This is a genomic window from Paenibacillus vulneris, assembly GCF_039543185.1.
In the GTDB taxonomy this organism is placed as follows: Bacteria; Bacillota; Bacilli; order Paenibacillales; family NBRC-103111; genus Paenibacillus_S; species Paenibacillus_S vulneris.
The window spans coordinates 261,578-277,203 of the sequence record NZ_BAABJG010000055.1 but is presented as its reverse complement, the minus strand read 5'-3'; the positions used below and the strand labels follow the sequence as shown (position 1 = coordinate 277,203).

Annotated in this window: 10 protein-coding genes; all 10 read left to right on the top strand. The window is 50.8% G+C overall.

All coding sequences use genetic code 11. The annotated features are described in order from the left end of the window. The first annotated feature begins 152 nt into the window (after positions 1-152). The gene (locus tag ABEA66_RS33915) at positions 153-1,274 is read left to right on the top strand and encodes an ABC transporter ATP-binding protein (RefSeq protein ID WP_079909220.1); all 1,122 of its coding nucleotides are present in this window, start codon (positions 153-155) and stop codon (positions 1,272-1,274) included. Between the two features lie 36 nt (positions 1,275-1,310). Further along, positions 1,311-4,265, top strand: coding sequence for an extracellular solute-binding protein (locus ABEA66_RS33910; RefSeq protein ID WP_345594623.1), 2,955 nt, complete (start codon positions 1,311-1,313; stop codon positions 4,263-4,265). Positions 4,266-4,284: 19 nt separating this feature from the next. Next, entirely contained in the window at positions 4,285-5,226 is a 942-nt protein-coding gene (locus tag ABEA66_RS33905) for a carbohydrate ABC transporter permease (protein WP_345595201.1), read from the top strand. After that, positions 5,227-6,132: a carbohydrate ABC transporter permease gene (locus ABEA66_RS33900; RefSeq protein WP_079909222.1), complete on the top strand. Its 906-nt coding sequence runs from the start codon at positions 5,227-5,229 to the stop codon at positions 6,130-6,132. Between the two features lie 39 nt (positions 6,133-6,171). Then, positions 6,172-7,596: a DUF5605 domain-containing protein gene (locus tag ABEA66_RS33895; RefSeq protein ID WP_345594620.1), complete on the top strand. Its 1,425-nt coding sequence runs from the start codon at positions 6,172-6,174 to the stop codon at positions 7,594-7,596. 33 nt (positions 7,597-7,629) lie between these two features. Continuing rightward, positions 7,630-9,066, top strand: a complete 1,437-nt coding sequence (locus tag ABEA66_RS33890; protein WP_345594618.1) for a DUF5605 domain-containing protein — start codon at positions 7,630-7,632, stop codon at positions 9,064-9,066. A gap of 47 nt (positions 9,067-9,113) precedes the next feature. Continuing rightward, a complete protein-coding gene (locus tag ABEA66_RS33885) occupies positions 9,114-11,465 on the top strand; it encodes a glycoside hydrolase family 95 protein (RefSeq protein ID WP_345594616.1) in 2,352 nt (783 codons plus the stop codon). 368 nt (positions 11,466-11,833) lie between these two features. Further along, the gene (locus tag ABEA66_RS33880) at positions 11,834-12,925 is read left to right on the top strand and encodes a Gfo/Idh/MocA family protein (RefSeq protein WP_345594614.1); all 1,092 of its coding nucleotides are present in this window, start codon (positions 11,834-11,836) and stop codon (positions 12,923-12,925) included. Then, positions 12,925-13,800 carry a sugar phosphate isomerase/epimerase family protein gene (locus ABEA66_RS33875; RefSeq protein ID WP_345594612.1) on the top strand — a complete coding sequence of 292 codons (876 nt, stop codon included), beginning with the start codon at positions 12,925-12,927 and terminating at the stop codon, positions 13,798-13,800. The genes ABEA66_RS33880 and ABEA66_RS33875 overlap by 1 nt, the downstream gene beginning before the upstream one ends. Further along, positions 13,742-15,451 carry a hypothetical protein gene (locus tag ABEA66_RS33870; RefSeq protein ID WP_345594610.1) on the top strand — a complete coding sequence of 570 codons (1,710 nt, stop codon included), beginning with the start codon at positions 13,742-13,744 and terminating at the stop codon, positions 15,449-15,451. Before ABEA66_RS33875 ends, ABEA66_RS33870 begins: the two co-directional genes overlap by 59 nt. The last annotated feature ends 175 nt before the right edge of the window (positions 15,452-15,626 follow it).

The window sequence follows — 15,626 nt, the reverse complement described above, 5'->3', positions numbered from 1 at the left end:
AAGGAGAACAAGGCTCTGCCCATAACCGTTGTTGATACATGGCGCAAAGCGTCGAACGTACGGGGAGTTAGCAGGTACCGGCAAGCCCGTAACGGGCTATTATTGAAACCGTTCTCACTTTGGAGATGAATAAGAGTATCGGAGGTGCTTCAATGGGGCGCATTCTTTTAAACCACATCGAAAAACAATATGGCAAGGATAAAGGTTATGCGGTAAAGGATTTTCATCTGGAAATACCGGACGGCGAGTTTCTGGTTATGGTCGGTCCTTCCGGCTGTGGTAAATCGACGACGCTTCGTATGATCGCAGGCTTGGAGGAGATTTCTTCCGGCGAGCTGTACATAGGGGAGAAGCTGGTTAACCATTTGCCCCCCAAAGATCGGGATATTGCCATGGTATTTCAGAACTATGCGCTGTACCCGAATATGAGCGTATATGAGAACATCGCGTTCGGCTTGCGGCTTAGAAAAATGCCTAAGCATGAGATTGATCTGGCGGTCAAGAAGACCTCGAGAATATTGGAAATCGAGCAGTTCCTGAACAGGAAGCCGAGGCAATTGTCCGGTGGTCAGCGTCAGCGCGTAGCCTTGGGAAGGGCTATCGTCCGTAACCCTCAAGTGTTTTTGATGGATGAGCCTTTATCTAACCTCGATGCCAAGCTGAGAGTGCAGATGAGGACGGAGATTATCCGTCTTCATAAGCAGCTTGGAGTGACGATGGTATATGTGACGCATGACCAGGTAGAGGCTATGACGATGGGGCATCGGATCGTAGTGATGAATAACGGCGTTATCCAGCAGGTGGATACGCCGCAAAGAATCTATAATCATCCGCGCAATCTATTCGTAGCCGGCTTCATTGGAACGCCGCCGATCAATCTGCTCGAAGGTCAGATTCTTGAAAGCTCTAACGGACAGCTGGAATTCCATACGAACCGCTATTATCTGCGGATACCCGAAGAGCAGTCGAACGTGTTGAGAAGTAAAAACAAAATCAACCGGAATGTCATCCTGGGCATCCGCTGCGAGAATGTTCATTTGGAAGCGGATTTCCGTGAGGCCAATCCGGGCTGCCAGATTGTGGGGGCGCAAAAAATCAACGAGCTGATGGGTGCCGATATGTATTTGTATCTGGATATTGGAGCTCCAAATCTGTTCATCGCACGTGCCCGGCCTGAACATCCATTTGCGGAAAATGAGAAGGTCACATTGACGCTAAACATGCGTAAGGCTTTATTTTTCGATAAGGATTCGATGGACAATCTGGCGTATTAAAGCTGAAGATACAGCAGAGGAATGGAGTTGAAAGCGTTGTTACGAACTCGAGCGTGGATAGCGGCCATGCTGGCGCTCGTCCTGACACTGAGTCCTGCAGCAGCAGGGGCAGATCAGACCGGTACGCCGGGAACGGGCGATAACGGTGCAAAGTTACACAACAGCAATTGGGAAACAGGGGAAACCAAGCCCCAAGACCCTTACTATTTTGAAGTGTTGGACGGTTGGATCAAAAGCGGAGCGGGGACTTCTCATAACGCCAGCTTCACCCTACCCGGCTCCAGGCTGAGCGGCAAGTCCGATAAAGCCAATGTGACTGTCGCGCCCTATGATGGGAAAAGTGACGTTATGGTATGGAGCGCTCAGGGGGATGAATGGATTGAGTATGAGTTCAATGTCGATCAAGGAGGATTATACAATATAGCATTGTCGTATCATCCTTTCGTTGACGCTTCACACCGCAAGCCGATCTCATGGAATGTCACTCTGGATGACAAGAATCCGTTTCTTGAATCCAAATCGGTGCAGCTGTACCGGCAATGGAAGGATCAGCTTCCCGCCCGTATTGATGATAACGGAGATGAAATTCGTCCGATGGCCACTGACATTTCCGGCTGGCTGAACGATGCCTTCCGGGACTCCGGCGGAGCGTATGAAGATCCTCTGCTGTGGAACTTGACACCAGGCAAGCATAAGCTTCGCTTGTCCGGCAGCGATCCGGTGGCGATCGAAAGCATTACCTTTCGGGCTCCTGCCAAAGTGGAGGATTACAAAACCTATAGAAGCTCCCAGCCTTCCACAGCGGCTTCAACCAATGCGGCGCCTATCGTCATCGAAGCGGAGCAGGTGCAGTGGAAGAATGACTCCTCTATTCCTTTGACCTATGACAATGATATTGCTTCCGTACCTTATGTTCGGGGAAAAATTACGTACAATACGATCGACGGGCAGCGCTGGTCCAAGGGGAATCAGGAGGTCAGCTGGAGCTTCGAGGTTCCTGAAGACGGCTACTATAAAATAGGCATGCGCGCCCAGCAGTCATTTTTGTCCAACCGCTCCTCGTTTCGTTCTATTGCCATTAACGGCAAGACCCCATTTTCCGAGCTAAAGGCGTACCGGTTTTTATATGCAACGGGCTGGAAAGGGATTACGCTGGAGGACGATCAGGGGCAGCCATACGAGTTTTATTTGAAAAAAGGAACCAACACGCTGTCCATGCGGGTCACGCAAGCACCGCTCAAGCCAACGATCGTAGAATTGGAGAAGGGCATTGCGGGATTGAAAAAGCTTGCCGCCGATTTAAAGGCATTAACAGGCGGGGTGGATGACAAGAACCGGACCTGGGACATTGAAAAGGATCTTCCGGGCTTCATCGACGAGCTGAAAGGCTTGAGTGATAATCTCGATGGGGTGAGATCCCGTCTGGAAACTGTTAACGGACGCCCGGACGCCGTCTCACAAGGGATTGTAACGATTAATCAGGATATCCGATCGCTCTTGAAAGATGCGAACGAGATCCCTTATGAAGCAAGCCGGCTCGTAACGATGCAGGGGAAGATCGGTGATCTGATTCAACAGCTCAGCTCCCAGCCGCTTCAGCTGGATCGCATCATGGTGGTGCCGGTGCAGCAAAGCTTTCCGAGGATGGAAGCGACGCTGACCCAAAAAATCCAGGGGGCGTTCATCAATTTCTTCTATTCCTTTATGCCGAAAGAAAATTTGAATAAGGTTCAGGATGATGTCCTCAATGTCTGGGTGCTGCGAGGCAGAGACTATGTGAATCTGCTCCAGGATATGGCGAATGAATCGTTTACACCTAAGACGGGGATCAAGGTCAAGGTGAATCTGCTGCCGGACGCAGGGCTGCTAGTATTAATGAATGCCGCCGGTATAGCCCCGGATGTAGCGTTAGGATTGGGGCAGGATTTGCCGTTCGAATACGCATTGCGTAACGGGATCTATGATCTGAAGCAGTTCCCTGATTTCGATACGATCTATAAACGGTTTGCCCCCGGTTCATGGACGCCCTTCTATTATAATGACGGGTATTATGGGGTCCCGGAAACACAAACCTTCCAAATGATGTACTATCGCAAAGACATCCTGCAAAATTTGGGGCTGAAGGTTCCTGACACTTGGGATGAGCTGTATAAGATGCTCCCTGTCATCCAGCAGAACGGAATGAATATTACGCCGGTGGGCCATATTCCTTTCTTTATGCAGAACGGCGCAGACTACTTCGCTGAAGATGGCAGCAGGACGGCAATCGGGTCGGAGAAAGGCTTCGACGCGTTTAAGAAATGGACGGATTTGTACAACAAGTACGCCGTCGACCGCTCCTTATCCAGCTTCTATCAGCACTTCCGTGACGGGACGATCCCGATGGGGATCGCGGATCTAAGCATGTACATCGAATTGACGGTCGCAGCACCTGAGCTGAATGGTTGGTGGGGCGTTGCTCCGGTTCCCGGTGTCAAGCAGGATAACGGCACGGTTGCCCGCTGGATTGGCGGGGGGATGCAGTCCTCCGCGATCTTTAAGCAAACGAAGAAACCGAATGAAAGCTGGGAGTTCCTGAAATGGTGGACTTCCGCCGAGGTGCAGGAGAAGTACGGCACTGATCTGGAGACATTGAACGGGGTCAGCTTCCGGTGGAATACCTCCAATATTGATGCCTTTGCGAAGCTACCGTGGAAAGAAGACGATCTTAAAGCCATCATGGAGCAGTGGAGATGGTTTAGGGAAATTCCTAATGTACCGGGCAGCTATTTCATGGAGCGTGAGCTGCAAAATGCTTGGAACCGGACTGTCGTAGACGGAATGAACTATCGTACCTCGCTTGAAACCGCGATTGTTGATATTGACAGGGAAATTCAGCGGAAGATGCAGGAGTTCCATTTTATTAATGAAAACGGTGAAGTTGTACGGTCCCTGAATCTGCCGAAAATAACCCAGCCGTGGGAAGGAGTGGATAAGTATGTTAAAAAGTGAATCCAGGACGCTGCCGAACATGCATACCTCCACGAGCCGTCTGAAGCCGAAATGGGTTTCGCCGATTCAGATGATGTGGGAGTACCGTGCTTCTTATGTGTTTATTGCGCCGTTTATGGTATGTTTCATTATCTTTATCATGATTCCTGTTATCGCCGCCTTCGGGCTTAGCTTTACTTATTACAATTCCTTGGAGCCCCCCAGATTCGTAGGGTGGGAAAATTTCCGGTATATGCTGTCGCAGGATTTGATTCTGATCAAATATGCGATTCCGAACACCTTCAAGTTCGCAACCATCGTAGGCCCGGGAGGCTATATCGCCTCCTTCCTGCTGGCTTGGCTCATCTCCATCCTGCCGGGAGTTTACCGCAAATGGTTTACGCTCGCGCTGTATACTCCGTCCCTAGCGGGCGGAGTAGCGATGAGCATCATTTGGCTGCCGCTCTTATCCGGCGACCGCATCGGCTATTTGAACAGCTTTCTTATTAAGCTGGGTCTTATTAATCAACCGATCCTATGGGTAACAAGTAAGGAATATCTGATGTCCTCCATGATCGTTGTTACGCTGTGGTCCAGTATGGGAATCGGCTTTCTGGCGATGCTGGCCGGCATATTGAATGTCAATAACGAGCTCTATGAAGCAGGCCGACTCGACGGGATCAAGAGCAAGCTGGAGGAGATCTGGTACATTACGATCCCATCAACCAAGCCTCAGATGCTGTTCGGTGCGGTGATGGCCATTGTCGGGGCGTTCAAGGCCGGCGGGATCGGTACCCAGCTGGCCGGAATGAACCCGACGCCTCAATATTCCGGACATTTGATCATCAGCCAAATCGACGATTACGGGTTTACCCGTTTCGAGCTGGGGTATGCAAGCGCCTTATCTGTATTTCTTCTTATTCTTATTTACGTTGCCAATAAGCTCTGCTGGAGATTGTTCGGTACGAAGGAGGACGAATAGATGAAAGTCATGGGCTCAGAAACGCTCGGGAAGCTTTTTCCGTGGCGGAATAGGTCAAAGCTGCATCGGTTGGGCCCGACGGAGAAGTTTGCCGTGTTTTTGCTGATTGCTCTAAGTATTTTTATGCTGATGCCGTTGGTTTATATATTGAACCATGCGCTGAAGCCGTATCAGGAGCTGTTTATTTACCCGCCCAACATCTTTGTCCGGAATCCCTCCTTTCAAAATTTCGTAGAGCTGCTGGCCATTACCAAAGGGACTGCGATTCCGATAACCCGTTATATTTTTAATAGTGTTGTCGTAGCCATATTGTGCGTTATTATTGTAACTATAGTGAGCGCGATGTGCGCTTACCCGATATCGAAGCATAAGTTCCCGGGGCACAAAATTGTGTTCGGCATGATCCTGCTGACGCTGCTCTTTGCGCCTGAGACTGTGGCTATTCCCCGCTATCTGGTGGTCAGCAAGCTGGGTATCATGAACACGTACTTCGGCCACATTATGCCGATGGTAGCCGTGCCGACAGGCGTCTTCCTGATGAAGCAGTTTATCGATCAGCTCCCTAACGAGCTTCTGGATTCAGCCAAAATGGACGGAGCGAGGGAGTATACGATCTTCATGAAGATCGTGCTGCCCGTCATTATGCCGGCGGTAGCGACCATTGGTATTATTGCTTTTAACGCCGCTTGGGGTAATACGGAAACATCGACCTTGTTCATGCAGCAAGAAGAGATGAAGACGTTTCCGTTCTACATCTCTACGCTGACGAGCGGGATGGCGAACAATGTAGCCAGGCAAGGGGCGGCGGCGGCCGCTGCACTGCTTATGTTTTTGCCGAACCTGATTATTTTTCTATTGTTCCAAAGCAAGGTCATTGCGACTATGGCTCATTCCGGCATCAAATAGCCTGTCACCATTTCCATGGAAGGAGCGGACAATGCAAGTATGAACGATCAACTGCAGAGTGTGGAGCGTTGGGGGCGGTTTGAGCTTGTTCTACACGGACTGTCCACGGGCAATCCGTTTCAAGAGGTGCAGCTAAGCGCCAAATTTCAATATAAAAATAAGGTGGTAGAGCCTGACGGCTTCTATGATGGCGAGGGACGATACCGGATTCGCTTTATGCCTGGCCAGATAGGAAGATGGCGGTACGAGACCCGAAGCAACCGCCCGGAGCTTGACGGGATCACCGGCGAGTTCGATTGCGTAGAGCCATCCAGCGGCAATCACGGGCCGGTTAGAGTCCAAAACAAATACTATTTTGCTTATGAAGACGGCACTCGCTATTTGCCCTTCGGCACTACCTGCTATCATTGGACCCATCTGGGCAACGAGGAATTGGAGGAGCATACGCTGCAGACGCTGGCGAACTCCCCGTTCAATAAAGTTAGAATGTGCCTGCTGCCGACAAGAGATATGAAGCCGCCTGCTCTTGCTTTTGCCGGTACATGTCCGGAGGATACCGATAAAACAAGATTTAATCCCGATTTCTTTGCGCATTTGGAGCGTAGAATCGAGGATTTGCAGCAGCTTGGCATCGAAGCGGATTTGATATTGTACCACCCTTACGATAAGGGTCATTGGGGCTTTGATAACATGGACGAGGAAACAGACCGCTTTTATCTTCGTTATGTTATCGCCCGGCTTGCCGCCTACAGAAATGTATGGTGGTCTTTGTCTAACGAGTACGATTTCAATAAATTCAAAACGGTAGCTGAGTGGGATCAGCTCATTCAATATGTGCAGCGATACGATCCGTACCAGCACCTGCGGTCGATTCATAACGGCACGAAGATGTACAAAACATCGACACTGTATGATTTCACCAAGCCTTGGATAACTCATCAAAGCATCCAGCACTGGGATGCGGAGCTCACAAGCGTATGGCGAGAGACTGCTCCAAAGCCTATCGTGATTGATGAGATCTCTTATGAAGGGAATAGCTCGAGGAGATGGGGCAATATTTCCGGGGAAGAAATGACTCACCGGTTCTGGGAGGGCTTCTCCAGAGGAGGATTTGTTGCCCATGGAGAGTCGTTCATAGACCGTGAGACCCGTGCATGGATTTCGTTCGGAGGCAAAATCTACGGCGAGTGCATGGAACGAATTGCCTTTCTGCGCCGGATTATCGAGGAAGCACCGGAAGACTGGATTGCTTCTGCCGGGGAAGGCCAGTATAAATTAATGTATTTCGGCCGCCATCAGCATGCTTATAAAATGGTAGAGCTCGGAAAGGATACGGAGTTCCGGATCGAGATTATCGATTGCTGGAATATGACCATAACTCCGGTAGAAGGGATATACCGCGGAATAACCAAGGTGAAGCTTCCCGGCAGGCCCTATATGGCTCTGCGTCTAACGAGAGTGTAACCATAGGATCTAGAAGGGAGGATTGGCACTGCCATGGATACAGTTGCTCAATGGGGAATGTTTGAGCTGAAGCTGAATGGTCCTTCGGCTGGGAACCCGTTTACTGATATCTCCTTAAGCGCGAGCTTCAGGAACGGGCGATATGAAGCGGTGTCGGAAGGCTTCTATGACGGAGGCGGAACATACTGTATCCGCTTTATGCCGCAGGAGCAAGGCGAATGGACTTTTACGGTCACCAGCAATGATCCGGGCTTCAACGGCATGACGGGACAATTTATTTGTACAACTCCGGAGCCGGGTCATCATGGACCTGTCAGGATTAAAGGGAACGTACATTTTCAATATGCCGATGGTACCCGTTATATCCCGGTGGGTACAACCTGCTACGTGTGGCATTTGCAATCGGAAGAGCTACAGGAAGAGACGCTGCGTACATTGATGCATGCCCCCTTTAACAAAGTACGAATGTGCGTATTCCCGATAAACTGCGAGTTTAATAGGGGAGAGCCGATCGAATATCCTTTCGAGGGCTCTGTAGAACAAGGCTTCGATTATGACAGATTCAATCCCGGCTATTTTGCTCATCTGGAACGCAGAATAGCGGATTTGGGCAAGCTCGGCATCGAAGCCGATCTGATCTTGTTTCATCCGTATGACGAAGGGCGCTGGGGCTTTGACCGTTTGACCTCTGAACAGGACGAGCGTTATCTGCGTTATGTGATCGCCCGGCTTGGTGCTTATCCCAACGTATGGTGGTCTCTTGCCAACGAATATGACCTGATGAAGCAGAAGCGGCCGGAGGTTTGGAACCGATACTTTACAATGCTTCAGGAATACGATTCCGGCGGACATCTGCGTTCATGTCGTAACTGGCATGATTTCGGGGCCCCCTGGGTCACTCATGTTAGCTTACAGAACCCGGATATCAGAGTAGCATCGGATTACACCAGGCAATACGGCAAACCCGTTATCATCGATGATTGTGAGTATGAAGGGAACCTCGATGCCCGCTGGGGCAGCTTGACTGCCGAGGAAATGGTACTGCGAATATGGGAAGGAAACTTTCGCGGCGGCTACGTGACACATGGGGAAACCTATGTGAACGATGATGTGAATGAGGACGAAGTCCTCTGGTGGTCTCATGGCGGGCGGCTTCGCGGAGAAAGCATCCCGAGAATCGCCTTCTTGCGGAGCCTTCTTGAGGAAGCGCCAGCACATATCACATACAGCAGTGACAGAATGGACGCAGCTACACTGGAGGTAAGCGGGGAATATTATTTACAATACTTCGGGCCTCATCGGTTCTCTTACCGCGTATTCGAGCTGCCAGAGGGTGAGTACGAAGTGGACGTAATTGACACCTGGAACATGACGATAACGACACTGGAAGAGACGTTCCAAGGCCGATTCCGGATTGATCTGCCTTCCAAGCTGTACTATGCGTTACGTATTAGAAAAAAATCGAACTAATAGCTAATGGGGAAAAGCCTGAAACAGGACCCAGAAGGAGCGATGACATGGTATCCATGAACAAATCGAACTCGAATATGAAATTGTGGTATGAAAAGCCGGCCAGAGCCTGGACTGATGCACTTCCTATCGGCAATGGAAGGCTTGGGGCGATGATATTCGGCAAAGTGAATACGGAACGGCTTCAGCTGAACGAAGATTCTGTCTGGTATGGCGGACCGGTCAACGGCAATAATCCGGACGGACGCAAATATTTGCCGGAGGTCCGCCGCCTGTTAATGCAGGGGAAGCATGTGGAAGCGGAGGAATTGGCGCAAATGGGAATGATGTCGATTCCCAAATCGCTTCACCCTTACCAGCCGTTGGGAGAGCTTCATCTGTACCATGACGGCGAGAAAAAGATGATCTCCAATTATTACCGAGATCTGGACATTGAAGAAGGAATTGCCCATGTATGCTATAGCTTGAATGATGTCCGCCACGTGAGGGAGCTGTTCAGCAGTGCGGTCGACCAGGTCATCGTGATTCGTGTATCCTGCGATCGCCCGTCTACCTTGAATTTAAGGATGAATTTGAGCCGCAGACCGTTCGACGAGGGCTCGCATCGCTTCGGCAAGGATACGCTCGTTATGCGTGGGGAATGCGGCAGGGACGGGGTGACGCTGTGTGCAGCGGTGAAAGCCGTGGCCGAAGGCGGGACCGTCAGCATCATCGGCGATTTCCTCTCGGTTAACAAGGCCAATGCCGTAACGATATACTTGGCGGCGGGGACGACATTCCGCTGTGAAGATCCGCTTGGAGAATGCATTCAGCAGCTGGAGAAGGCCGCTGCGAAAGGCTATGAGAAGGTAAAGCAGGATCATCTGGAGGACCATATTTCCAAAATGAGGAGGGTCAGTCTCGAATTGGGCCATCAGGGCACTTCTGTTGAAACCGCTTCCCTTCCTACGGATGCCCGTCTTCAGCGTTTTAAAGACGGCGGTGATGACCCGGCGCTCATTTCCCTGTATTTTCAGTTTGGCCGTTACCTGTTGATGGCAAGCTCTCGTCCGGGGTCAAACCCTGCCAATTTGCAGGGCATATGGAATGAGAGCTTTACGCCGCCATGGGAAAGCAAATACACCATTAACATTAACACCGAGATGAATTACTGGCCTGCCGAGGTGTGCAATTTGGCTGAATGTCACGAGCCGCTGTTCGATTTGATTGATCGTATGCGGCCTAATGGGCGGATAACCGCTCAAAAGGTATATGGCTGCAAAGGCATTGTGGCGCACCATAATACCGATATGTGGGGTGCAACCCAAATCGAGGGCAATTTTATGCCGGGCTCTATATGGCCGATGGGAGCGGCTTGGCTGTCTCTGCATTTGTGGGAGCATTTCCGCTATGGTCTGGATGAAACGTTTTTGCGTGAACGCGCTTACCCAGTCATGCGGGAGGCGGCGGAGTTTTTCCTTGATTATATGTTTGAGGATAAACAAGGGCGATTGGTTACAGGGCCGTCCACTTCACCTGAAAATAAATATATCGGCTCCGACGGCAGTGTCGGCTGCTTATCCATTGGTCCGTCCATGGATACTCAGATTGTATATACCTTGTTCCAGGCCTGCGTGGACGCATCGCAAATATTGCATATGGATGAGGCGATTCGCACGCAGTGGGAAATCGCGCTGAGCAAGCTGCCAAAGCCGCAGATCGGCAAATATGGGCAGCTGCAGGAGTGGGTGGAGGATTGGGAAGAGGTTCATCCGGGTCATCGTCATATCTCGCATTTGTTCGCGCTTCATCCGGGAGAGCTCATCCATGTTCGCCATACGCCGGAATGGGCGCAGGCAGCTAGGCGCACGCTGGAGCGCAGGCTGGAGAACGGAGGCGGCCATACGGGGTGGAGCCGCGCATGGATACTGAATTTTTACGCCAGATTGGAGGATGCGGAGCAGGCTTACGAGCATCTGAGAATGCTGCTCTCGCAATCGACATTGCCTAATTTATTCGATAATCATCCGCCATTCCAGATCGACGGTAATTTTGGCGGAACGGCGGGGATCGCCGAAATGCTGCTGCAATCGCACCGTGGAGAAATCACGCTGCTGCCCGCATTGCCTGAAGCGTGGAGCAGCGGCAAGGTTTCCGGCTTTCGCGCACGGGGCGGCTTCGAAATCGGCATGGAATGGGAGGATGGCGCGCTGACTTATTGCGTCATTAAAGCAACGAGAAATAACGTCTGCCGGATCGTCAGCCAGCAAGCCAATTCCTCCTTCTCGGTAGAGACGAACGGCAAGGTCGTGGATACCCGTATCTCAGGATACGTGATTGAGTTCGATGTGCTTGAAGGTTCAACCTATGTGGTTAAAGCCCAGAAGCTGCCGGAATTATCCCAAACTAAGCAAGCTTAGTCATTTAACTATAGCAAAGAGGCCATCTTTTTCGGTGGTCTTTTTGTTTGTTGGGAAACTTTCTATACCAAAAAACGCGAAAGGTAATAGGTGGGGTATCTCCTGTAGGAGCGTTAGCGACCGCCTTTGTTATTGGGAATTATCCGCTAAAAAGAATATAATCAATAATTTCCCAAGAACAACAGCGGCCGGAGGGGGATACCCCACCGGGGGACCAGAGCGTTATTCATATTTTATTATTTTCTCAACAAATTAGTGGCTACCCACCCAGAGGGCCTCTTTGCTTCAATCCGCCCCAAAAGTAAGCAGAAACAACCTATATATGTTTTTTTGAACTGGTGTAAAGTAAAAATCGAGAGGTGAAAACCATGGAATTTATTAGACCAGAAGATTACACGCCCAAAAAATCGCATATATCAGATTTGAAGAAATATGGAATCGGCATCATCGGATGCGGCAGTATTGCCAATACGGCTCACCTGCCCGCCTACAGCAAATTCGGGCTCCATGTAGCTGCATGCTGCGACGTCAGCGAAGAGGCTGCCCGTACGACAGCGGAGAAATTCGGCATTCCGCGCTGGACGACCGACGTGAATGAGCTGCTGGAAATGGATGAGGTCGCCGTTATTGATTTGGCCATCCATCCGGCACCCCGTCTGGAGGTTCTGAAGCAAATCAGCAAGGCACCTAGACCCGTATTATGTCAGAAGCCGTTAGCGCTGGATCTGGACCATGCCATGCTGCTCTGCAACGAGGCGAACCGGCTCGGGATCACTCTCGGAGTGAATCAGCAGGCGCGCTGGGCCCCGGCGCATAAAGCTTTGAAGCACGTGATCGATCAAGATCTTATCGGAGAAATCTACAGCATTCATCATTATATGCGTTCCTTTCAGGATCAGGCCGGCTGGTGGTGGACGAAGATGAAAAACTTCAATATTGTCGACCATGGCGTTCATTATGTAGATTTATGCCGATATTTTAACCCGTATCCGCAGGAATGGTCTCGCGTACATTGTACGACGGCGCAGCTCAATCAGCAAAATGCCATAGACCCGCTTATCTACTCGGCCAACGTGGAATTCGGACCAAAAGGCGGCAGAAACCCGTTTATGGCTTCGCTTCATTTTAACAATATTGCCAAAGCAAGCCGTTCCCACAGCAATACATGGTGGGTGGACGGTACGGAGGGAAGTCTCTGGTGCACACAGGATACGCTGTATATGGCCATCAACAAGCATAAGAACGTGGTACACGAGATCAAGCTGAAAGGAACCTGGTTTCCGGATGCGTTCGCAGGCTCCATGCTCGCGTTCATCACGGCTTTGGAGCAAGGAGAACGCCCGCCGGTTACGGCGGAGGATAACCTGCAGACGATTGCCATGACGACGGGGATGGTTATTTCCAGCCAGGAGGGCTGCGTAGTAGAGAGAACCGACTTGCTTAAGGGGAGCGATATTTAATGAATAAACTCGGTTTTATGAGTTATGTCTATATGGGCTGGTCGGCGGAAGCGATGGCGGAGGATGCGCGCAAGCATGGATTAAAGTACGTGCAGCTTGATCCCAAGCAGAAATTTCAGGTGATGGATGACGAGCCGTTTTCGCTGGTGCGTGTCGAAAAAATCCGCAAAATTTTTGAAGACAATGGCATATCTGTCGTCGGGTTGTCCGGATATACCAATTTGATGAATCCGAATCTGCAGAAAAGAGAAGAGAAGCTAATTCAGCTGGAGCGAATGATAGATCTGTGCTCCGCCTACGGCACGCGGTATATCGCAACGGAAACGGGAAGTCTTCACCCGACGAACGCTTGGCGGGATTATGAGGGGAACCGGTCCGAGGAGGCCTGGGAGCAGCTGGTGAGCATTGTGGACCGGTTAAGAAATCGGGCGGCGGCTAACGGAGCTGTCCTGCTGCTGGAAGGCTTTGCTCTCAATGTGCTGGCTTCGGCAGAGCAAGCCTCTCGAATGTTAGGGCGTCTCGGCACCGATGGACTGGGAATGATTATGGACCCGTTCAATTATTTGACAGAGGAAGATTTGACGCGGCAGCAGGAAGCGATGGCAGGAATATTCAGCAATATTGCCGGCTATTCCCCAATAGCTCATGCGAAGGACAGCTTGTATGATGAGGAGGGCTTTACAACCCCTCGTGTGGGAGCCGGTCAAGCGGATTGGAGAATATATGCGGAGCTGCTTAACGCTCACTTGCCGGAGGTACCTTTAATACTGGAGCATGCCAAGCCGGAAGAGATCGGGGAATGCTTGAGGCTAATTCATGAAGCTTTCGGTCAAGCGGAAGCCTCCGGAGAAGCGGGTCCGTCCTATGGTACATAAACCCAGATTAGGCATACAAGGTCCTGTCGTCGCATGGCAGGATAGCTGGGCCGGGGAAGCTTCGGACCTTATTATGCGGACGGGAACCGGCAGCATATGTCCTTCGCAGGATAACAGGCCGGATCCCGAAACCTTTATCAGCATGCTGCAGGAGCTCGAGGCGGATTTTTATGTTCATCATGCATTTCCGCAAGGAGATGGCTACACCCGGCTGTTGCAAGACATGGTTGAAGCCGGGATGGATATCTGCATCGGTAATGAATACGGCAACATTAACGGGCCATGGGTCGAAGGAACAAATCGGTATGACCTCCCGGATGATGCCATTCTAGAGGCTGGCCGATCGGGTCGTTGTATCGGATTGCTGTATGACGAACCGGAGCATTTGCAGATAAATGCCGCTCAATATCGGAAGGACGGATGGTATCCGCATTGGGGTGATACTGACGGCTTAAGCCTGAAAGAATCGCGTACCAAGGTCGAGCAGGCAGTTAATGACAGAGTTCAACACGTCAGCAACTTGATGGAGCGTTCAGGGTACGCCCGAACCTCTATGCCGCTGATTTCCGAGCATGTATTTCCTACCAGCTTTCATACCTACGCGAAGGCAGGGATGGATCTTTGCCCGAAGGTCATGAAGGAATCCTTCCAGTCACTTCAGCTTTCTACGGCATTGGGAGCAGCCAAGCAATACAACCGATCGTTGTGGATCTGTGCCGACCTGTGGGGTCCTGATACTGGAGCATGGTTCACCCGATTTCCCGGATTCCCGGGTCATTCTCCGGAGGAATTCGACTCCGCTTTAAAAATGAGCTATTGGATGGGGCCATCCCATCTGTTTACGGAAAATATAGATGTTCTCATGCAAAATACATCGAACGGCTTTCGAACGACGGCCTTCGGCGAGGTTTGGAAGCAATTCGTTCGCCAATTCGTTCCGGAAAACCCGTTAGCCTGGCATCATTTGCAAGCGGATGCAGATATCGTAGTCATTCATTCCGACGACAGCAATTATGGGCAAAACGAAAGGATGTTCGGCAATCGTGCTCTTGGCAAGCAAAGCTGTCCGCATAGTGAAAGTGTGTTTCACATCTGGCATTTGCTTAGCAGAGGGGCGATACCGGCACATGGCAGCTGCATGCACATTCCGGGGTACGATTTTCCGAGGCATGAATTAAAGCGGAATGTGTCCCTGGACCGGTTTCCTTTGGAGGAAGGCTATACAGGCAGCGGCAGACAGCCGGTGCATCCACTTTTTTACCCGGTGTCCAATGTTCTGGTCTATGACGATCAAGTAAAGATAGAGCAGTTAGGACAACCGAAGCTGATTATGGTCGGCGGCTCCAGCTTATCTAATGATACGTTACAGGCGGTCATCCAACGGGCCGAGGAAGGAAGTGTTGTCGTTATTGCCGAATGGCTGCTGCCTGAGAACAGCCCGAATAACATAAAAAGTAGCGGTGCTAGGGGCTTCGGCCAGTGGATTGTAACGAATGATTTTCTTGGGGATAGCGTCCGAGAGACGGTAGAGCCTTTCCTGGGAGAAGCCGGCTGCTGGATGCAGCGGTTTGGTTCGACAGAGGTGAGAATGTACCCCGGTAATAGTCAAGGGACGACTCTTGAGTTTGATATACGAAAAATGCACAGGTGAAAGGTGGGGTATCTCCTGGAGGAACGAAGTGTCCGCCTTTGTTATCAGGAAATTACCCCTATAACACGGATAAATTTAAAAATTTCCTGATAACAACAGCGGCCGGAAGGAGGTACCCCACCGGGTACCAAGGCATTTTTCACCCTTCCAGGGTTCTCTGTGAATTCAGCTTACG

What these genes read in the sequence shown, in the direction of transcription:
- ABEA66_RS33915 (WP_079909220.1), top strand. Translation starts at nt 153, where the DNA reads ATGGGGCGCATTCTTTTAAACCACATCGAAAAACAATATGGCAAGGAT.
- ABEA66_RS33905 (WP_345595201.1), top strand. Translation starts at nt 4,285, where the DNA reads ATGCATACCTCCACGAGCCGTCTGAAGCCGAAATGGGTTTCGCCGATT.
- ABEA66_RS33900 (WP_079909222.1), top strand. Translation starts at nt 5,227, where the DNA reads ATGAAAGTCATGGGCTCAGAAACGCTCGGGAAGCTTTTTCCGTGGCGG.
- ABEA66_RS33895 (WP_345594620.1), top strand. Translation starts at nt 6,172, where the DNA reads ATGAACGATCAACTGCAGAGTGTGGAGCGTTGGGGGCGGTTTGAGCTT.
- ABEA66_RS33890 (WP_345594618.1), top strand. Translation starts at nt 7,630, where the DNA reads ATGGATACAGTTGCTCAATGGGGAATGTTTGAGCTGAAGCTGAATGGT.
- ABEA66_RS33885 (WP_345594616.1), top strand. Translation starts at nt 9,114, where the DNA reads ATGGTATCCATGAACAAATCGAACTCGAATATGAAATTGTGGTATGAA.
- ABEA66_RS33880 (WP_345594614.1), top strand. Translation starts at nt 11,834, where the DNA reads ATGGAATTTATTAGACCAGAAGATTACACGCCCAAAAAATCGCATATA.
- ABEA66_RS33875 (WP_345594612.1), top strand. Translation starts at nt 12,925, where the DNA reads ATGAATAAACTCGGTTTTATGAGTTATGTCTATATGGGCTGGTCGGCG.
- ABEA66_RS33870 (WP_345594610.1), top strand. Translation starts at nt 13,742, where the DNA reads ATGAAGCTTTCGGTCAAGCGGAAGCCTCCGGAGAAGCGGGTCCGTCCT.